This is a genomic window from Sphingomonas plantiphila, from assembly GCF_046000505.1.
Lineage (GTDB): Bacteria > Pseudomonadota > Alphaproteobacteria > Sphingomonadales > Sphingomonadaceae > Sphingomonas > Sphingomonas plantiphila.
Window position 1 is genome coordinate 1 of record NZ_JBELQC010000003.1, and the last position, 20,364, is coordinate 20,364.

The following is a 20,364-nucleotide window of genomic DNA, read 5'->3' on the forward strand; positions in this document are numbered from 1 at the left end:
GTTGCCATCCCCTCAACCAACCATCATGAAGGAGCCGAACTCTACCTCTGACTGGTAACAATCAGGGGCGCACGTCAGCCTGTGGGTGCCTTATGGGGAATACCGTCACCTGAGAATCGTTTCCGATGACGGGAGCTTCGATGCACTTACTTTTGAGCAGCCGCGCGCGCGATGGGCACCTGCAAAAACCTGACCGAGCAGTGTCCGCAATGGGGTCGTTTGCTGCCCGTCCGCTATTGGGGTCACGTGACACGCGCGCGAACCGCTGAAACTGGGTGGTTAGCTGCAGTCAGGTTGGGCATTTTACGAAAGTGAATTCCCACGCATCCCTTGGCAATTCTTTATGCTTCTCCGCCGCCGATGCGTGGAAGACGACAGCACTCCCATCGTCACCAAGCGTAATTACCGACTTTTGATCCTCAGAAACACCATCTTCACGAGTTATAACTTCGAGCTGGTGCGGACCGAGAGAACGGGCGGCAACGACGCGAACACTCGTAATGCCGTTACCCAGTTCGCTCTTGGAGAGTGACAAACCAAGACGCGCCTTCCGCGCGCACGTTTCGAAATCTTGCGAATAAAAGCCGACGAAGCGCTCTGGCATTTCTACCGGCGTGGTCTGACTCCCGAGAAGCGATATCAGAAACCACACAGCTACCATTTGCATCCCCTCCGCCCGCAGGAAGGTGACCGAAGCGGCTCTCGTCCGCAATGGGGTCGGCACCTGAATGGCAGGAAATCGCGGCGTTTGCGGAAAAGCAGCCCTCCCGGTGCCGACCCCACTGCGGACATTGGATGGATCATCACGAGGAGTTCGGAAAGAGATGCTCACAAGCAGCGGAAACTAAGGTTTTGACCCTCAATCCTGATCGCGCCCTTGGCAGGCGTTCCGGGCCAAGAGTCTGAATAATAGCAGCCCCCGTCCGAGTATCTCTTGTTTCTGAAGGTCCAAGAAATCTGCGGCCCTCCTTCGCCTGTGAGCCGCCCGTTAAACCTCTTAATTCCTTTGGGTTGCAAATCACCAAGGTCCCAAACGGATTGGCCATCGCTGATCGTGACGGAGAACACCGGCTCGTCGGTATTGTTCACAATATCCAGATCGCTGCGGGTGTCGCCGCACCCTACCAATCCGGCCGCAACCAATATGCATGTCGCGGTTCGAGCGAGTGTCAGATTGCTGCTCCCTTAAAATGTAGCCTACCCTTCAACTGTGAATTGGCAATGGCGGCTTTCCACCCAATTGTTGACATTCTGCGCCCAGCGAAGCCTGCCTGAAAGCCGACGTGCGGCTTTGACCCGTTTTTCGCCAAGACCTGACATTCTGCAACCGGCCAGTTCCGGACACATGGGCCCGGCATGGTCGTGCACGCACTAGGCTGTTCGTCGAATCGGCACGACCTTCGGCGTTCTCGGTGCCCCGCAGAAGCTGCTCCAAGCATCCATGAGCTTGCGCCGCTTCTCGAACAGGTCGCCGCGCCGATAGGCGGCCTCGGCCTTGTTTGCGATGGTATGAGCTAATGCGATCTCACAAACCTCGTGCGGGAAGCTGGTTTCCTCCGACGCCCAGTCCCGGAATGTCGAGCGAAAGCCGTGCACGGTGACATCGACGTTCATTCGACGGAGCAGCATCGCCATCGCCATTGAGGAGAGCGGCGTCCCCGGCTTGGAGCCGGGAAAGACAAACCCCTCAGTGTCGAGTTCTTCCATCGCCTCGACGATCTCAGTCGCGCGTGGCGATAGCGGCACGCGGTGTTCGCGTCCCGCCTTCATCCGCACGGCCGGCACGGTCCACAACCTGTTCTGCAGATCGATCTCGTTCCAGCGCGCGCCGAGCACCTCGCCCGACCGCGCAGCCGTGAGAATTGTGAACTCCAAGGCGCGTGCGGCCGTCGCGCTGCGCCCCCTCAAATCCTCCATGAACGTCGGTGCCGCAGTGTAGGGCAGTGCGGCATGATGGCCGCGTGACAGCCGTTGGCGCTTGGGCAGAAGCTGATCCAGGTGACCGCGCCAGAGCGCCGGGTTCTCGCCAGACCGATACCCTTTGGCCTTGGCTGCGCTCAGCACATTCTCGATCCGGCCACGAAGCCGCTCGGCGGTTTCCGGCGTGCGCTTCCACAGCGGCTCCAGCACCCCGAGGATCTCGTGCGTGCCAATTTCGTCGATCGGGCGGTGTCGAAGTGATGCTGCATATTTGGTCAGCGTCATCTTCCACTGTGCGGCATGCTTGGGATTGCGCCAGGACGGCGTCATTGCCTCGACATAGGCATCAGCAAAGTCTCCGAAGTTCGGGACACCCTTGAGCTTGTCGCGCTCAGCCTTGGGATCACCGTCAGCGGCAAGGATGGCACGCAGCGCAGCGGCCTCTGTCCGGGCGGCTGCGAGCGACATGTCCCGCCCGCCTCCAAGGCCAAGCTCGGCGCGCTTCCCGCGCCGGGTATACATGAAAATCCAGCGCCGCCGCTTGGCGTCGTCGATGAAGAGATAGAGCCCGCCACCATCCGAATGTCGGCCGGGCGCAGTCAGCTTCGCAGCCTGAACCGCTGTCAGCTTGTTGAGTGTGCGCGCTGCCATCTCGATGTCTCCGCCGAACCTTTTGGGTCCCACTTTCGGTCCCACTTTGTAGGTTAGATGAAGCGAAATGTCGAGGAAAGCCTTCGGACGTCAAAATCACCAAACCACTGGAAAGCATTGGAAATATGGCACTTCACCGGCTGCGGAGAAACGTCATGAAACAGGGGGTTCGAATTCCACCCTCTCCGCCACTATTTCTGTCGCCCGTTACACCGGCAGCGCGGTGGTCGACTTGATCTCCGACAGCGCCACCGTCGAATTGATCTCCTGCACACCGGGCAGACGCGAGAGCTTCTCGAAGAAGAAACGCTCATAGGCCTCGATATCGGCCGCGACGACGCGCAGCATGAAGTCGACGGTGCCCATCAGCACATAGCATTCGAGCACCTCGGGCAGCTCGTGGATCGAGGCGGAGAATTCGTCGAGATTGGCGCGGCCATGGGCGTTGAGCTTCACCAGTGCGAACACCTGGGCGTTGAGGCCGATCTTGCGGCGATCGAGCAAGGCGACGCGGCCCTTGATATAGCCTTCGCGTTCCAGCCGGTCGATCCGCCGCCAGCAGGGCGAGGCGGACAGGCCCACCTCCTCCGCGATCGCGGCGGTCGATTGCGCGGCGTCCTGCTGAAGCGCGCGAAGAATCTTGCGGTCGTAGGCGTCGAGCGGATCCGGCATGATCTGACCTCTCTTTCGGGAAAACACGGTCAAATTTAGCGCGATCGATCATGTCAGGGAAGAATCGGGTCAGAAATTTCGCCTTCTGCCGACTATTCTGAAGCGTATCGCGTTCGAAGGGTTCCGTTATGCTCGATCACACTGCTCCGATGCCTCCCGAAGAAGTCCTGCGGCTCGATGATGCCGAGTCGGGTCTTTCGGGCGTGATCGTCATTCATTCGACGGGTCTGGGGCCGGCAGCGGGCGGTTGCCGTTTCCACCGCTACGTGTCCGATGCCGCCGCAGTGACCGACGCGATGCGGCTGGCGGAGGGAATGAGCTACAAGAATGCACTTGCCGGCCTGCCATTGGGTGGCGGCAAGGCGGTGATCCGGATGCCCGACGGCCCGTTCGACCGCGCGTCCCTGTTCCGGGCGTTCGGTCGCGCAGTGGCTTCGCTCAACGGCCGCTATGTCACCGCCGAAGATGTCGGCACCAGCGTCGACGATATGCTGAGCGTCGCCGATACGACGCGGGACGTTGCCGGGCTGCCGGCCGGGCAGGGGGCTGCGGGGGGCGATCCCTCACCCTGGACCGCGCTGGGCGTGTTCCGCGCGATGGAGGTCGCGACACGGCGCCATCTGGGCGCGGACCTGCCCGACGTGACCGTCGCGGTACAGGGGTTGGGGCATGTCGGCTTCGCACTGTGCGAGCTGTTGCATCAGGCGGGGGCGCGGCTGCTGGTCGCCGAACCGCGCGCCGCCGTGGCGGAGCAGGCGGCGGAGCGGTTCGGTGCGACGGTGATGCCATCCGATGCGCTGTTCGATGCGCAGGCCGAAATCTTCGCGCCATGCGCATTGGGCGGGGCGATCGATGCCGGGTCGGCACGTCGGCTGCGCGCTGCGGTGGTCTGCGGCGCCGCGAACAACCAGCTCGCGACGCCGGCGGAGGGTGTGACGCTCGCGGAACGCGGCATCCTCTATGCGCCGGACTATGTCGTGAACGCGGGCGGCATCATCAACGTCGCCGCCGAACATCTCGGCTGGGGCGCGGACGCGGCGCGCGCACGGGTCGAGCGGGTCGGCGAGCGGTTGGCGGAGGTGCTGGACTTCGCCGCCGCGAACCGGCTCGCGCCGCATGTCGCCGCCGACACGCTCGCCCGCTCGATCATTGCCAGCGGCTCCAGGCAACCCGGCCTGGCCGCCTGACATGGCCGATCCGGATGGCGGCGGCACGGCGACGTTCGTCGTGACCGCAGCGCGCTGCCCGCAACTGCTGTGCCGACTGGTCGGACTGTTCGCGCAGCAGGACCGGCTGGTCCATTCGCTGCGGGTCGACACGCTGCCGCGCAGCGTTCGCGCGTCGATCACCGTGACCGGAATCGATCGCGACCGTGCAGAGATCATCCGCCACAAGATGGGCGCGATCGTCAGCGTGCGGACCGTACGGTTGCGGTTTGCCTGACCCGTCGCCTAGCTCCGCGCACTTTAGCACGCAGCATTTGACAATTCTCTAAATAGGATCATCATCCTCCAATCAGGACGATTCACCGTATCACGACGCATTCGGCCTCGTGTGCGGCAATGGCAATCGCATGGCTATCGGCCAAGGGGAAGGGGGACAAGTCTCCATGTGGAAGCATAAGGTGAAACTCGCGGTCGCGGCATTGCTCGCAATGACCGTCGCGATACCCGCATCGACGCAGCAGGCGCCGCTCGTGCCGAATCCGGCCTCGGTCCCGGTAGAGGAGACCGCGTCTCCCGTCGCACCCGCCGGGCTCGACCGACTGACCAAGAGCGACGTCGATACCTGGCTCGATGGCTACATGCCCTATGCGCTGGCACGCGGGGACATCGCCGGGGCCGTGGTGGTCGTCGTCAAGGACGGCGCGGTGCTGACGCAGCGCGGCTTTGGCTATTCGGACGTCGCCAAGCGCACCCCGGTCGATCCCGAAAAGACGCTGTTCCGTCCCGGATCGACGTCGAAACTGTTCACCTGGACCGCGGTCATGCAGCAGGTCGAGGCAGGCAAGATTGATCTCGACACCGACATCAACAAATATCTCGATTTCGAAATTCCCCCCTATCAGGGCAAGCCGATCACGATGCGCCATCTGATGACGCACACGGCCGGGTTCGAGGAGATCATCAAGGGTCTGCTCGCGTTCGACATCAAGCTCAAGCCGCTGGGCGACATCCTCAAGGAGCGGATCCCGGAGCGGATCTACCTACCCGGCACCACGCCCGCTTACTCCAACTACGCGACCGCGCTGGCCGGCTATATCGTCGAGCGCGTGTCGGGCGTGCCGTTCGACGACTATATCGAACGCAACATCTACAACCGGGTCGGCATGCAATATGCGACCTTCCGCCAGCCGCTGCCCGACACGCTCAAGCCGTTCATGTCGCAGGGCTATGAACTGGGATCGGGCAAGGCGCAGCGCTACGAACTGATCGGCCTGGCACCGGCCGGCGCGATGGCCGCAAGCGGCGGCGCGATGGCCAAGTTCATGCTCGCCTTCCTCAACGATGGCGGCCCGCTGCTGAAGCCCGAAACGACCAAGCAGATGCTCACCGCGCAGAATCTGAGCGTGAAGGGCAGCAACCAGATGGCGCTCGGCTTCTACGAAGAGTGGGTCAACGGCCGCCGCGCGGTGGGTCATGGCGGCGACACCGTCTATTTCCACACCGACCTCAAGATTTTCCCCGCCGAAAAGATCGGCGTGTTCGTGTCGGTCAACAGCTCGGGCAAGGATGGCGCGCCGGGTGCGGTGCGCAGCGCGCTGATCGATGGCTTTGCCGACCGCTATCTTCCCGATCCGAACGCCAAGCCGCCGGTCGAACTGGCGACGGCGAAGGAGCATGCGAAGCTGCTCGTCGGCAGCTGGACCAACAGTCGCCGGGTGGCATCCAGCTTCGCGTCCTTCGTCTATCTGCTGGGCGAGGAGAAGATCGGCCTGGATGCCGACGGACGCCCGCTCATCGGCGGCGTGCCGACGCTGGGCGGTGCGCCGCGCAAGTGGATCGAGGTCGAGCCGTTCGTGTGGCAGGACGCCTATGGCCATGAGCGGCTGGTGGCTGAGGTGCGCGACGGCCAGATCGTCCGCTGGACCTTCAACATGGTCTCGCCGTTCATGGTCTGGGACCGGACCCCCTGGTACGCGTCCGGATCATGGCTGATCCCCGCGTTGCTGTTCGCGCTCGCCGTGATCCTGATCACCGCGCTCGCCTGGCCCGCAGGATGGATCGCGCGCAAGCGGTTCGGTGCGCAGCTCGCGCTCACCGGACGCGCGCGCACCGCCTATCGCCTGGCACGCGGGTTCAGCTGGCTGGTGCTGTTGGTGTTGGTCGGCTGGCTGATCGTCGTCACGGGGATCGAGAATTTCGACTCGCACGGCAAGAATGACTGGCTGATCCTGCTGTTGCAGGTCGTCGGAACGCTGGGCTTCTTCGGGCTGCTCGGCGCTGCGGGGTGGAACCTGTGGCTGGCCTTCACGGGCAAGCGCGGCTGGTTCTCGAAATTGTGGTCGGTCCTGCTCGTCCTCGCCGCCTTCTTCCTCCTGTGGGTGGCGCTCGTGTTCAAGCTGATCAGCTTCGGCGCCGCATATTGACCGCTCAGGGCGGCGCGGTTCGCCGACCGCGCCGCCGGCTCATTGCGATTGACAATTATCCATTCGGGATAATAGCATCCCAATCAGAAAAAACTGCGCGTCTGCCGGCGTGACAGTCAGACCAGGGAGATTCAAATGACACGCCATGTCGCCGTCCCCACCCGCATCCTGTTGACCCTCTCGACCGCCGTCGCCGCGCTCGCGCTGCCGTCCGTGGCAAGCGCGCAGGACAGCGGCGTCACCGTCGATCGCGACGAGGTGGTCGTCACCGCGCAGAAGCGCGAGGAGAACATCCTCGAGGTCCCGGTCTCGATCAGCGTCGTCGGCGGCGAACAGCTGGTCGACCAGGGCGCGTCCTCGCTTGCGGACTATGCCGGCTATGTCCCCGGAATGCAGATCGGAAGCGCGGGCACGCCCGGGCAGTCGACGATCACGCTGCGCGGTGTCGCACCGCTCAGCGGGGCGCAGACTGTCGGCATGTATCTCGACGACGCCCCGGTGGGATCGAGCAGCATCTACAACCGCGCAGGCAGCTTCTCGCTCGACCTGCTGCCCTACGACATCGAGCGCGTCGAAGTCCTTCGCGGCCCGCAGGGTACGCTGTACGGCGCCAGCTCGATCGGCGGGCTCGTCAAATATGTCACCGTTTCGCCGAGCACCACGCGCACCAGCGTGCGCGGCGGCGTCGAACTGTTCGGCATCGATGGCGCGGGCGATATCGGCTGGGCCGCGAATGCGATGATCAATGCGCCGCTCGTGCGCGACAAGATCGGCGTGTCGGGCAGCTTCTCGTACCGCAAGACCCCCGGTTACGTGAACAGCGTGAACAATCCGGGCCTCGATGATCAGAACGACTATGTGCAGAAGGGCGGTCGCGTCGCGGTCCTGTTCCAGCCGAGCGAGGCGCTGAGCGTGAAGCTGAGCGGCATCTGGCAGTCGATCGACGCCGACGGCAACGGGCTCTACGCTGCCGATCTGACCGGTCGGCGCCTCGGCGATGGCGAGAGCTACAACAATTATGTCGCCGAACCCTTCACCACCGATCTCGAATTCTATGCCGGCACCATCGATTATGACTTCGGCGGGGTCAGCGCGACGTCGGTCACCACCTGGAGCCGCCGGACCGCGGTGCAGGTTCAGGACGCGAGCTATGCCTTCGGCGTGCTGTTCCCGCTGCTGACCGGCGGTGCGATCGATCCCGGCATCACGCCGTTCGAGATCCAGCTCGGCCTCGACAAGTTCACGCAGGAAGTGCGCCTCGCCTCGACCGGCGGGGGCATGTTCGAATGGCTCATCGGCGGCTTCTACACGCACGAAGACAGCAGCAACGCACAGCTGGTCCGCTCCTACGACATGACGGGGGCGCCGATCGCGGCGCTGGATCCGCTGGCGACGATCGCGCTGCCCGCAACCTACAAGGAATACTCGCTGTTCGGCAACGCGACCGTGCGCTTTAGCGACCAGTTCCACCTCACCGGCGGATTGCGCTGGGCGCGCAACGAACAGACCTTCCGCCAGATCAGCTCGGGCGCGATCGTGCCCACCGCGGACGATCCCGGCACGTCCGAGGAAGATGTCTTCACCTACAGCATCAGCCCGCAATTCCACATCAACGACAGCGCCATGCTCTACGGCCGGATCGCCAGCGGCTATCGTCCCGGCGGCCCCAATGTCATCGTCCCGAACGTGCCGCCCAGCGTGGATTCGGATACGCTCACCAACTATGAAATCGGGTTCAAGGCGGAGCTGGCGGACCGCGCGGTCACGGTCGACATCGCCGCCTTCTACATGGACTGGAAGGACATTCAGGTTACCCGCGCATTCGGCGGGGTCAGCGGCCAGGCGAATGGCGGCCAGGCGGTCAGCAAGGGCATCGAAGGCTCGCTTCTGCTGCGCCCCAGCCGCGGCCTGAGCGTCACCTTGATCGGGTCCTATACCGACGCGCATCTGTCGGAAGACGTGCCTGAAATCGGCGGCGTCGACGGCGATCGCCTGCCCGCTGTGCCGGAGTTCAGCGGGGCGATGCGGGTCGATTACAATTTCGACCTGGGGGGCAATCTCAGCGGCGATGTGGGTATCGGCCTGCGCCATGCCAGCAGCCGCCTGTCGCTGGTCGAAAGCGATCCGCTGGCGGTGCGTGCGCGGCCCTACACGTCGGTCGATCTGAATGGCGCGATCAATATCGGCGAAAGCTGGAAGGTGCGCGCCTACGCCCGCAACCTGTTCAACGACGAGGGCGAGTTGACGCGCGGCTTGCTGACCGACGGGCTCAATCAGCCGAGCTTCCTGTCGATCACGCCGATCCAGCCACGCACGCTCGGCGTGGCGCTCGAACTCGCATTCTGATCGCGCGGGATATGAACGCACCCTTTTCGGCGAGCGCTGGCATGTCGATGCTGCCGCACCCCTATCTTCTGTTCCTGGGGGACACCGAACAGGCAGGGTTCGCCAAGACCGCCTTCGGGCTGCGCGACTGGGCGGCGGACAAATGCGTCGGTGAGCTTCGGCTGACCGACGCGACCGTCTCGACCGGACTGACGGCGATGAGCCCGGCGGAGGCGCGATCGCGCGGGGCACGGGCGATGGTGATCGGGGTCGCGAACCAGGGCGGGGTCATCCCCCCGGCCTGGCGCGCGTCGCTGGTCGAGGCGCTCGAAGCGGGCCTCGATCTGATCGCGGGGATGCATATGCGCCTCGCCGACCTGCCCGAGGTCGCGGCGGCAGCGAAGCGGCTGGGCCGGCGCCTGCACGACGTTCGCGTGCCGCCCGCCAATATCCCCGTCGCGAGCGGGCGCAAGCGCAGCGGCAAGCGTCTGCTGACCGTCGGAACGGATTGCGCGCTGGGCAAGAAATACACCGCGCTCGCACTTGCCGGTGCATTCGCGGAGCGCGGCATCGACGTCGATTTCCGCGCGACCGGCCAGACCGGCATCATGATTTCGGGCGGCGGCATCCCGATGGACGCCGTGGTCTCGGATTTCGAGGCGGGCGCGGCCGAAATCCTGTCGCCCGACGCCGCCCCGGACCATTGGGACGTGATCGAGGGGCAGGGGTCGCTGATCCATCCGGCCTATGCCGCGGTCTCGCTGGGCCTGCTGCATGGCAGCCAGCCGGACGTGTTCGTCGTCTGTCACGAACCGGGCCGCACGCATATGCTGGGCACGGCCGGCTATCGCCTGTTGCCGGTGCAGGAGATCGTCGACCTGACCATCGCGCTCGGCCGGCGGACCAATCCCTCGATCCGCTGTGGCGGCTTTTCCTTCAACACCTCCGCGCTCGACGCGGACGCCGCTGAGGATCTGATGGCGCGGGAGAGCGAGCGGCTGGGACTTCCGGTCGCCGATCCGGTGCGGGGCGGACCTGCTTTCGACGCACTGGTCGCGAGCTGCCTCGCATGAGCGCGCCGGTCGCCTCGCCCAGCCGCTTCCAGCGCTTTCTGCTTCCGGGACTGGCATTCAAGGGCGTGGTGATCGGCGGCGGCTATGCCACCGGACGCGAACTCGCCGAATTCTTCGTGCCGAGCGGGCCGCAGGGCGGGCTGTGGGGCATGGTGCTGGCGATGGCGATCTGGAGCGCGGTCTGCGCCGCCACCTTCGCCTTCGCGCATCTGACGCGCAGCTACGACTATCGCAGCTTCTTCCAGCGTCTGCTGGGGCCCGGCTGGATCGTGTTCGAGATCGTCTACATCCTGCTGCTCGTGCTGATCCTTGCCGTGGTCGGCGCGGCGGCGGGAGAGATCGGGGCGAGCTTCGGCGCACCATCGGTCCTCGGCACGCTGATCCTCGCCGGCACGATCGCGGCGGTGGCGAGCTTCGGTACGGAGTCGGTCGAGCGCCTGTTCAAATACGCCTCGATGCTGCTCTATCTCGTCTATGCGCTGTTCGTCGTGATCGGGCTGTGGCTGTTCGGCGACGCGATCGCGACCAACATCGCGACGCCCGCCCCGACCACCGGCTGGTTCATGGGCGGCGTCGCCTATGCCGGATATAATCTGGTCGCGGCGGCGGTGGTGCTGCCGATGACGGCGCATTTCACCAGTCGTCGCGATGCAGTGCTCGCCGGAACCATCGCCGGTCCGCTGGCGATGCTGCCCGCGCTCGGCTTCTTCCTGTGCATGCTCGCCTTCTATCCGGGAATCGCGGACGAAACCCTGCCCTCGGCGTTCCTGCTGGGACAGATGGGCCTCCCGTTGTTCACGGTCGCGTTCCAGGCGATGATCTTCGCCGCGCTGCTCGAGACGGGGACGGGCATCGTCCATGCCGTCAACGAACGCGTCGCGGGGGTGTGGCAGGCGAAACGCGGCACCACGCTCGGCCCGCGCCCGCGCGCCGGCATCGCGCTCGCGCTGCTGCTCGGCTGCGCATTCGTCGCGACCAGCATCGGGCTCGTTGCCCTGATCGGCGGGGGCTACCGGCTGCTCGCCTATGCGATCCTGGCAGTGTTCGTACTGCCGCTGATGACCTTGGGCGTGTGGCGCATCGTGCGCGCGCGTCCCGAACAGGAGACACCCGCATGATCCGGATGCTTGTCGCGCTGCCCGCGCTGCTGCTCGCCACTGCGCTTCCCGCTGCCGCCGAACTGCCCAAGGGGTTCGAGGAACAGGTCGAGACGCTGCGCCAGCAAAGCGGCGCGCCGGGCATCGCGCTCGCGGTCGTCGAAAAGGGCAAGGTCACGCTCGCCAAGGGCTGGGGCATGCGCAAGCTCGGCGGGAGCGAGAAGGTCGACGCCGACACGATCTTCCAGACCGGGTCGACCGGAAAGGCGTTCACCGCCGCCGCGCTTGCCATCCTCGTCGATCGCGGCAAGATCAAGTGGGACGACCGGGTGATCGATCACATGCCGTGGTTCCGCATGTACGACCCCTGGGTCACGCGTGAGATCACCATCCGCGACCTGCTGGTCCATCGCAGTGGCCTCGGCCTCGGCGCCGGCGACCTGCTGTTCGTCCCGCGCGGCAGCCTGTCGCGCAAGGAGACGATCAAGCGCCTCGCACACATCAAGCCGGCCTACAGCTTCCGTTCGCGCTATGCCTATGACAACATCCTCTACGCGGTCGCCGGACAGCTGATCGAGGAAGTCAGCGGCAAGAGCTGGGAAGATTTCATGGCGCAGGACGTGTTCGCCGCGGGCGGCATGACCAGCGCGACGGCGAACTACGAAACCCGGCTCGCCAATCCCAACCGCGCACAGCCGCATGCCCGCATCGCGGGGGCGGTGCGGGGCGATGGCCCGATCTCGATGCTCGACGAGCGCGCGGCGGAACTGGGCCGCGCGGCGCTCCCCGCCGGCGGCCTTGCGCTCAGCGCCAACGACCTTGCGCGCTGGCTGCAGATCCAGCTCGGCCAGGGCGCACTGCCCGATGGCGGGCGGCTGTTCAGCGCGGAGCAGGCGGCGGAAATGTGGAAAGGGGTGACGCCGATGCCGATCGCGCCGATGCCGCCCTCGCTCGCGCCGCTGACGCCCAAGTTCAGCAGCTACGGGCTTGGCTGGAACGTCACCGACTATCGCGGGGTGCGCGTGATGTCGCATGGCGGCGCGGTGTTCGGGGCGATCGCCTATGTCATCCTGCTGCCCGACCAGGAGGTCGGCATCGCCGGGGTCGTCAATGCCGAGGAGACGGCGCTGCTGCGCGGCGTGATCCAGACGCTGGTCGATCATTATCTCGACGCGCCCGATCAGGACTGGCCGACCCGCTTCAACACCTTCATCGAACAGCGGGTGAGCGGCGCCAAGGCCGCGCTCGCCACCAAGCGTGCCGCACCCGCCAAGGTCGGGCCGTCGCTCGCGCTGGATCGCTATGCCGGCACCTATCGCGATGCCTGGTATGGCGATGTGGTCGTGGCCAAGGGCAAGAACGGTCTCACGATCGATTTCACCACCACCCCGGCGATGAAGGGCAAGCTGGTGCACTGGCAGTATGACACGTTCGTCACGCGTTTCGACGACACGTCGCTCGAGCCGGCCTACGTCACCTTCGCGCTCGACGCGGAGGGCAAGGTGGAGCGGGTGTCGCTGAAGCCGGAAAGCCCGATCGCGGACTTCAGCTACGATTATCAGGATCTGGACCTGCGTCCGGTGGGAGCGGCCCAATGAAGCGTTTCTCGACCCTCGCATTGCTGCTTCTCGGTGCCTGCGCCACCACACCGGGACCGCAGACAGAAGACGCGGCGGCGCTGCACAAGCGGCTGCTTACGCTCGACACGCACATCGATACCCCCCTGCACTTCGACCGGCCGGGCTGGGATTTCGGCGCGCGGCACGATCCCGCGACCGACGTGGTCCAGGTCGATCTTGTGCGGATGGAGGAGGGGGCGCTCGATGGCGGCTTCTTCGCGATCTACACCGACCAGGGCCCGCTGACACCCAAGGGCTATGCCGACGCGCTCGCCTTCGCGCGCAAGCGCTCGGATTCGATCGACCGCACCATCGCCAAATTCTCCGATCGCATCGCCCCCGCATTCACCGCAGACGACGCGCGACGGCTAAATCGGGCCGGGAAGCTCATCGCGTTCAAGAGCATCGAGAACAGCTACCCCCTCGGCGAAAACCTCTCGCTGCTCACCGAGTTCTACAAGCACGGCGTGCGCCTTGCCGGCCCGGTGCACGGCAAGAACAACCAGTTCGCCGATTCATCGGGCGACACGCCGCGCTGGAACGGCCTCAGCCCGCTCGGGCGCCAATGGGTCGCGGAGATGAACCGGCTCGGCATCGTGATCGACGCCAGCCACGCCTCTGACGCCGCGTTCGACCAGATGGTCGAACTGTCGCGCGCACCGATCCTGCTCTCGCACAGCAGCGGTCGCGCTGCCTATGATCATCCCCGCAATCTCGACGATGCGCGCATCCGCAAGCTGGCGGCAAGCGGCGGCGCGATGTGCATCAGCACGATCTTCCTGTCCGAACTCAACCTCGACGGCGAGCGCGGCGAGCTGTTCGCGCGCTACGAGCAGATCGGCACGATGAACCCGGCGGAACAGGTCGCGCTCGCGAAGAAGTGGCGCGAACTCGACAAGACGCAGCCGCTCTGGGGCGCCGATTTCGAGAAATACATGGCGATGGTGCTTCACGTCGTGAAGGTCGCGGGCCCCGACCATGTCTGCTTCAGCGGCGACTGGGACGGCGGCGGCGGCATTCCGGGCCTCGAGGACATCTCGGCGCTGCCCAAGGTGACGCAGCGCCTCAAGGCGGCGGGCTATTCGAACGAAGACCTGGCCAAGATGTGGGGCGGCAACATCCTGCGCGTGGTGGCGGAGGCCCAGGCCAAGGCGGGCGGCTGACCGCGCGCTTCGACGGTGGCCGCGGCGTAACCCGGCAATCCACTTCGTCGCCTCGGCCCAGTTCCGGGGTCCATTTCGCCTCGCATCCGCCGCTCGAGCCTCTCGCCCCGAGCCTGCCTTTCGGTGGACCCCGGCACAAGGCCGGGGGACCCAACGGAGAATAGCTGCCGGTCAGTTCACGACCCCATTGCGGACATCCTCTCCTCCCCGTTTGGCGACTGAGATGCGCGGTTGCGCCTGTCACATGGGAAGGGCATGAAATCACAATGACGACAATCGCGGCACTTAATTGGAATGGCAGCACCGTCGCTGGCAGCAATACGGGTTACACTCTAGCCCATGACTCTGTCATTTCGAGCGGCGTTCCTCCTTGGGTCTTTTTTCAAGATTGGGCGCTTGGCTTCACAGGGTCCATGCTGGCTCTAAATGTCTGCCGCACCGCCTTATCTAAAGCTACTTCTAGTTTGACGACCGAGGGCGATGTCGCGACCGCAATTGGAAAGTGCCTCACTGAATACGACATTGGACACAAGGAAACCGGTGAACTCACCTGGTCATTTGGCATCTGGTGCATTTTGGTAAATCGTGATGGTAGAATTTGGGACTTGGATGAAAGCCTCTCTCTCGGTCCGATCCCAAAAAGGACCTTTTGGGCGCGGGGTTCTGGTGAGCGATATGCTCTCGGCGCGGCGAGGGCTATAATGGCATCAGCACCAGACTGCGGATGTGATGAGGTTGTGAGGCGATCGATAGAGGCTGCAACGTTCAATGACATCTACAGTCCTGGCGACCCATTTGTCGTAAATCTTTCAGCAGCCGCGCTGAAGCAATCTACGTAATCGCGCGTCGGCGCTAGTGGCAACTCCCCACCCAATAGCGGCCATTCAAACCTTCCGCCTAAGCGCGACCGCCGACGCGATCCCAACCCGCCCCGGCGCTCCGCCCTAAAGCGCCGACTTCGACCGCCGTTCGCCGTTCTGCTCAACCACTTCCTGACCCTGCAGGGTCATCAGCGATTCCATCAGCCGTTCCTCGGCGCTGGAGCACACGCCCAGCACCGTCGCTTCGTCGCAGCCCTCGGCCGCGATATAGGCGTGGCCCATGTTCGAATCGATGTAGATCGACTCCCCCTCGTGCAGCACCACGGGGTCGTAGAACTCGGTATGCACCTCGATCGCGCCTTCGAGGACGTAGATGAATTCTTCGCCCGAATGGCGCACCAGTTCGCCGAATTCCTCGACCGTGCGCGCGCGGATCTTGGTGATGATCGGGATCATCCGCTTCCGGCGCAGCTCGGTGTTCATGTAGAAATAGTCGTAATTCGCGGTCTCGACCCGCACCGCGCGGTCGATCTTGCCTACGCTGCGGCGCGCGGTCACCGGTTGCTGCTGCTGGTCGCCCGGCTCGGCGCTTTCGGCGAACAGCTCCGACATGCGCAGCCCCAGTCGCTGGGCGAGCTGGAGCAGCTTGTCATAGCTGAGCGTCAGGCGGTTGTGCTCGATCTTCGACAGCGTCGACACCGGGATGCCGGTCCGCTCGCTCATCTGCTTGAGCGTCCAGCCCTCCTGGCTGCGCAGGCGCCGCAGGAAACTGCCGAGGGTCGGGGTATCAGACATAAAGGGCGATCATCCGGGACTGCTGACGGTATTTCCGATCAGGATCATCGATCTTGATCGGCACCTTTACGTGCATAGCAGTGTCCCGCCACCAGACAATCCCGTTACGGACCTATCGTGGGTGCCGCCCCAGCCATCGTTTATCTAGCGCCTTGGTCCCCAGACGCTGTCGTCGCACGTGACCGTCCCGTCGCGATAGACGATCGACGGGGTGCGATCCGCCTTCAGGAAGGTCGGGCCGTCGAGATCGACGATCGTGCAGCGCTGCGCCAGGATGAAGGCCGGCGCCATCGACAGGCTGGTGCCGACCATGTTGCCGACCATGACGCCAAGGCCCAGTTCCTCGGCCTTGTCGGCCATCATCAGCGCCTCGGTCAGCCCGCCGCATTTGTCGAGCTTGATGTTGATGACGTCGAACCGCCCCTTCGCGCCCCCTACATCTTCGAGCGTCAGGATGCTCTCGTCGCCGGCCAGCGGGATCGGCGAGCTGTAGCCGTCGAGATCGGCCTCGCGCCCGCGCTTCAACGGCTGTTCGAGCAGGTCGACCTTCGCCTCGACCAGCACCGCGACCAGCGCGTCGAGCCGGTCGATCGTATAGCCCTGGTTGGCGTCGACCCCCAGCCAGACATCGGGCCGCGCCGCACGGATCGCGCGGACGCGATCGGCGTCAATCGCGTCGTCGCCGGTCAGCTTGACCTTGATCGCGCGCGCATCGGCCCAGCCGCGCGCGGCTTCTGCCATCGCCGCGGGATCGTCGGCGCCCAGCGTGAAGGTGGTGATCACCGGGTGCGGCGCGTCGATCCCGGCGATCTGCCAGACCGGCACGCCGGCGCGATCCGCCTCAAGCTCCCACAACGCTGCGTCGACCGCGTTGCGCGCGCCGCCCGCGGGCATCAGTTCGCGCAGGGCCGCGCGGTCGATGCCCGCCTCGATCGCGCCGCGTGCGGTCTCGATCGCGGCGAGCATATGGTCGACGTCATCGCCGAGATAATAGACCCCCGCCGCCTCGCCGCGCCCGCGCGCGCCGCCATCTTCCAGTGTGACGACGATGATATCCGACGTCTCGAACACATGGCCCGAGATGCGGAACGGCGCCTTGAGCGGCAGGCTCTCACGCGCGACGGTCAGCTTCATTCCTCAATCCTCGACATAGACATATTGATTCTGCTGCCCGTCGTTGATGGTCAGCGTGCGCTTGCCGTCCTTGACGCCGACCAGCGCCTCGACGCCGATACTGCCCGGCCCGACCGAGACGATCGAGACGGTGCCGTCGGCATTCTTGCGCGTGGCGATCGGGCCTTCGACGAACCCGGCCTTGATCCACTTGGCGCCGTTCTTCTCGCTGATCGTGATCTGGCCGACTGCCGGATCGACATAGTGACCGGCGAGGTTGCCGAGCACCGCAGGGTCGCCCGGATAGGTCAGGCGGCCGCGGCGGGCCTCGGCCCCGGCCTTGATCCGCGCCGCCGCGGCGGCGACGTCGCGCTCCGCCTCGGGCTGGCCGTCATAGAGAATCTCGAGCAGGCGGCGCAGCGTCGGCGCGAGCATCGATGCGCCCGGATCGCTGTTGGTAAGGATGATCATGCCGACGCCGCTCTCGGGCAGCGCGTACCAGTTGCTGTGATAGCCGAGCAGCGTGCCACCATGCGTCACGACGTTGACGCCCTTGGCGTCCATCTGGAACAGCCCCATGCCGTACCAGCTGTCGGGGCCGACCTGGACGCCCTTCTCGCGGCGCTTGAGGATGTTCGCCTCGCTGACGATGCGCTTGCCGTCGAGCACGCCCTTGCCCAGCTCCAGCTTGACGTAGCGGATCATGTCGGCGGTGGTAGCGAACGCCGCGCCCGCCGGGCGATAGGGATAGGGCGCCCAGTTGAAGTCGTTCGACATCAGCGTGACCTTGCCGTCGATGTCGAGGCCGTGCGGCGCCGCCCAGTTGCCGGCCATGCCCTCGGCATAGTCGAAGGTCGCATCCTTCATGCCCAGCGGCTTGAAGATCTTCTCCTCCATCGCCCGGTCATAGGCGGCGCCGAACTCCATCTTCGGATAGAGGATATGCCCGCCGACATAGCCGGCCGCGGACGCCAGCTGGTTGTTGTACTGGAACAGGTCGCCGAACTTGCTGGTCGGCATCGTCGCGGCGAGCTGGGTGAAGGTCGCCGCTGCCGGCTGCCCCTTGTCGGCGAGGATAAAGCCATAGTCCTTGCGCGGCAGGCCGGTGCAGGCGCAGATCAGATGCCGCACCTCTACCGACCTGGTGACTTCGTCGTTGCCCAGCCGGAATTCGGGATAGAGGTCGACGACCTTCTCGTTCCAGTCGAGCTTGCCCTCGTCGGCCAGCACCGACAGGAGCAGCGTCGTCATCCCCTTGGTGTTCGACGCGATCATGAACTTGGTATTTTCGTCGACCTTGGCCGACGATCCGAGCGCGCGGACGCCAAAGCCGCCCTGCCACAGGATCTTGCCGTCATCGATCAGCGCGAAGCCGACCCCCGGCACCTCGAGCGTCTGGCGCGCCTTATCGACGAAATCGGTGAGCAGCTTGATCCGCTCGGGGGTCAGTTCGTGCGCGGTTTTTCCGGCAAAGCTCTCGGCCTGATAGCCGGCGGGCTTGAGCGCGGCCTGCACCACCGACATCGCCGCCGAGCGTTTTGCGGCGGTACCCGCGCCGCCATCGACGATCAGCACGGTCCACGCCGTCCCCTTGCGCAGCGCGAGCGCAGAACGCACCGCGCGCTCGGTCGGCGCGACTTCGTAGGACAGCGCCAGCCGCTCGTCCCACCCATCGCCCGCCGGGACCGGTGTGGCGAGGCGCGGCTCGGGGCCGGCGGTACCACGAACCGCGGTCCATGCCTTGGCCGCCGCATCCTTGCCATCGGCCGCAGTGCCGACGTCGATTACCGAGATGCGCAGATCGCCTTCCGGCGCAGTGAAGGTCACCGTTTGTCCGCTGCGCGCGGCGGTCCAGTCCTTGGGCTGGACGAATTGCACGCCGGTCGCGGTCTTGCCGGACGTGTCGACGGCCACGGTCTGCGCGAGGGCGGCGGCGGGCAGGGTCATCAGTGCGAGTGCGGCGAGGAATTTCATGCGACCTCTCCTTGGCGTTGGAATCAGGGCTTTACGCGGTGGAACGCGACGTGCGGAAGCGAGCTCAGCGACATGCGCCACTTGCCCGCGCCGCCATAGAATTGCAGCCGCTCGAACGGACCGCCTGCGCGTGCGCCGGTGCGGCGCTCATACAGCTGCGGCCCGATCCGTTCCCAATGCGTTTTGGCGCCGTCGATCACCAGCGTGATCGCATCGGGTCCAGCGGCGACGACCTGCCAGTCGTTGTCGGGATCGGCCGGGCGCGCATAGTCGCGCCGGTTCATGCGATAGGCGCCGACCGGCACGCGCTCCCCCGCCGGAGCGGCGACGCGCGGTGCCGGGTCGACCGGGAACAGCCGACCGATCAGCGCCTCGGTCAGTTCGGTGCGGCCGCCATAGCTCCCCGCGCCGCCGGTCTCCGACACGAAGAAGCCCAGCCCCGCCTCGGGGGCGAGGATCATGTTCGAATGGAAGTCACCGGTATTGCCGCCATGGCCCACCAAACGCGGCCCCGCTTTGCGTACCACGAAGAAGCCGTGCGCCATTCCTTGCAGATCGGGCGCATTGGCGCGCGAATCCGACATCAGATAGGCAACCGACTTGGCGCTCAGGATGCGCTTGCCGTTCCACGCGCCGCCGCCCAGCATCGCGAGCATGAAGCGGCTCATGTCTGCGCCGCTGCTGCTTGCGGATCCCGCCGGCATCACCGGGCTGAACAGCTCGAACGGCTCTGCCACGAGCTTGCCGTCCTTGACCACATAGCCCTTCGCCATGCGCGGGGCGAGCGCGGCGGGCAACGGCTCGCGGAAGGTGGTCGAGGTCATGCCGAGCGGACGGAAGATGTGCTTTTCGACATAGTCGGGGAAGGGCATGCCCGACACCCGCTCGACGATATAGCCGGCGATCACGGAGCCATAGTTGGAATAGGAGGTCTCGGTACCCGCCGGCCATAGCCGTTGGGGAACGTGCGACTTCATCCATTGCTGATACGGCACCAGCCTGTCGACCGACGGCGCGGTCAGATCGCCGACGTCGCTCATGCCGACCGCGTGCGCGAACAGGTCGCGCACCCGGATCGGCTGGCCTTCGAACTCGGGAATCCTGAAGTCGAGATATTTGTTCACATCGGCGTCGAGATCGACCTTGCCCGCCTCGACCTGCTGGAGCAGCGCGGACCAGGTGAACATCTTGCCCGTCGAACCGGGGCGGAACAGGGTGCGCATGCCGTCGACCGGAATGCCCTTGTCGACATCGGCAAAGCCATAGCCGCGCGAGAACAGGATCCTGCCCTGATACACCACGGTGACGACCGCGCCGGCCACTTCGCGCGTCGCGATCTGCTGCGCCATCACGCCGTCGACGAAATCGGCGAGGCCGGCGATGCGGGCAGGGGGGATAGTATAGGTCGCGGCGGGCACGGGCGCGCGGCTGTTGGCGGCGGCGGGAAGCGCGGCGCCGATCAGCGCAAGCGCGGCGGTGGCGCGCAGCCAGGACGATGGTCGCTGCATCAGTTTCTCTCCCCTGAAATTCGGACGTACGGGATGCGCGGCGC

Annotated in this window: 16 protein-coding genes; 9 read left to right on the forward strand and 7 right to left on the reverse strand. The window is 65.3% G+C overall.

Annotated features, from left to right (window positions below; genetic code table 11):
• Positions 1-289: 289 nt before the first annotated feature.
• From ABS767_RS14900 to ABS767_RS14910, 3 genes are all read right to left on the reverse strand, one after another.
• Positions 290-832, reverse strand: a complete 543-nt coding sequence (locus ABS767_RS14900) for a hypothetical protein (protein ID WP_408079757.1) — start codon at positions 830-832, stop codon at positions 290-292.
• Positions 833-1,371: 539 nt separating this feature from the next.
• Positions 1,372-2,571, reverse strand: a complete 1,200-nt coding sequence (locus tag ABS767_RS14905) for a tyrosine-type recombinase/integrase (RefSeq protein ID WP_408079758.1) — start codon at positions 2,569-2,571, stop codon at positions 1,372-1,374.
• Positions 2,572-2,778: 207 nt separating this feature from the next.
• Complete coding sequence (locus ABS767_RS14910) at positions 2,779-3,243, reverse strand: Lrp/AsnC family transcriptional regulator (protein WP_408079760.1); 465 nt, start codon at positions 3,241-3,243, stop codon at positions 2,779-2,781.
• Between the two features lie 128 nt (positions 3,244-3,371).
• On the opposite strand from ABS767_RS14910, the gene ABS767_RS14915 reads away from it, so the two are divergent.
• From ABS767_RS14915 to ABS767_RS14955, 9 genes are all read left to right on the forward strand, one after another.
• Positions 3,372-4,430, forward strand: a complete 1,059-nt coding sequence (locus ABS767_RS14915; RefSeq protein WP_408079761.1) for a Glu/Leu/Phe/Val family dehydrogenase — start codon at positions 3,372-3,374, stop codon at positions 4,428-4,430.
• A 1-nt stretch (position 4,431) separates the two neighbouring features.
• Entirely contained in the window at positions 4,432-4,686 is a 255-nt protein-coding gene (locus ABS767_RS14920; RefSeq protein ID WP_408079762.1) for a hypothetical protein, read from the forward strand.
• A gap of 166 nt (positions 4,687-4,852) precedes the next feature.
• Positions 4,853-6,832 (forward strand): serine hydrolase domain-containing protein, encoded by a 1,980-nt coding sequence (locus ABS767_RS14925; protein WP_408079764.1) that lies wholly within the window; start codon positions 4,853-4,855, stop codon positions 6,830-6,832.
• Positions 6,833-6,967: 135 nt separating this feature from the next.
• Positions 6,968-9,178: a TonB-dependent receptor gene (locus ABS767_RS14930; protein ID WP_408079766.1), complete on the forward strand. Its 2,211-nt coding sequence runs from the start codon at positions 6,968-6,970 to the stop codon at positions 9,176-9,178.
• Between the two features lie 11 nt (positions 9,179-9,189).
• Positions 9,190-10,230: a DUF1611 domain-containing protein gene (locus ABS767_RS14935; RefSeq protein WP_408079768.1), complete on the forward strand. Its 1,041-nt coding sequence runs from the start codon at positions 9,190-9,192 to the stop codon at positions 10,228-10,230.
• Positions 10,227-11,348 carry a YkvI family membrane protein gene (locus ABS767_RS14940; RefSeq protein WP_408079770.1) on the forward strand — a complete coding sequence of 374 codons (1,122 nt, stop codon included), beginning with the start codon at positions 10,227-10,229 and terminating at the stop codon, positions 11,346-11,348. The genes ABS767_RS14935 and ABS767_RS14940 overlap by 4 nt, the downstream gene beginning before the upstream one ends.
• Positions 11,345-12,925, forward strand: a complete 1,581-nt coding sequence (locus tag ABS767_RS14945) for a serine hydrolase (RefSeq protein WP_408079772.1) — start codon at positions 11,345-11,347, stop codon at positions 12,923-12,925. The genes ABS767_RS14940 and ABS767_RS14945 overlap by 4 nt, the downstream gene beginning before the upstream one ends.
• Positions 12,922-14,109, forward strand: coding sequence for a dipeptidase (locus ABS767_RS14950; RefSeq protein ID WP_408079774.1), 1,188 nt, complete (start codon positions 12,922-12,924; stop codon positions 14,107-14,109). Before ABS767_RS14945 ends, ABS767_RS14950 begins: the two co-directional genes overlap by 4 nt.
• A gap of 266 nt (positions 14,110-14,375) precedes the next feature.
• The gene (locus ABS767_RS14955) at positions 14,376-14,948 is read left to right on the forward strand and encodes a hypothetical protein (RefSeq protein WP_408079776.1); all 573 of its coding nucleotides are present in this window, start codon (positions 14,376-14,378) and stop codon (positions 14,946-14,948) included.
• A gap of 105 nt (positions 14,949-15,053) precedes the next feature.
• Here ABS767_RS14955 and ABS767_RS14960 read toward each other — a convergent pair whose 3' ends face one another.
• From ABS767_RS14960 to ABS767_RS14975, 4 genes are all read right to left on the reverse strand, one after another.
• Positions 15,054-15,725 carry a helix-turn-helix domain-containing protein gene (locus ABS767_RS14960; protein WP_408079778.1) on the reverse strand — a complete coding sequence of 224 codons (672 nt, stop codon included), beginning with the start codon at positions 15,723-15,725 and terminating at the stop codon, positions 15,054-15,056.
• A 144-nt stretch (positions 15,726-15,869) separates the two neighbouring features.
• Entirely contained in the window at positions 15,870-16,859 is a 990-nt protein-coding gene (locus ABS767_RS14965) for a dipeptide epimerase (RefSeq protein WP_408079780.1), read from the reverse strand.
• Between the two features lie 3 nt (positions 16,860-16,862).
• The gene (locus tag ABS767_RS14970; protein ID WP_408079782.1) at positions 16,863-18,812 is read right to left on the reverse strand and encodes a serine hydrolase domain-containing protein; all 1,950 of its coding nucleotides are present in this window, start codon (positions 18,810-18,812) and stop codon (positions 16,863-16,865) included.
• A gap of 23 nt (positions 18,813-18,835) precedes the next feature.
• The gene (locus ABS767_RS14975; RefSeq protein ID WP_408079784.1) at positions 18,836-20,320 is read right to left on the reverse strand and encodes a serine hydrolase domain-containing protein; all 1,485 of its coding nucleotides are present in this window, start codon (positions 20,318-20,320) and stop codon (positions 18,836-18,838) included.
• Positions 20,321-20,364 lie beyond the last annotated feature (44 nt).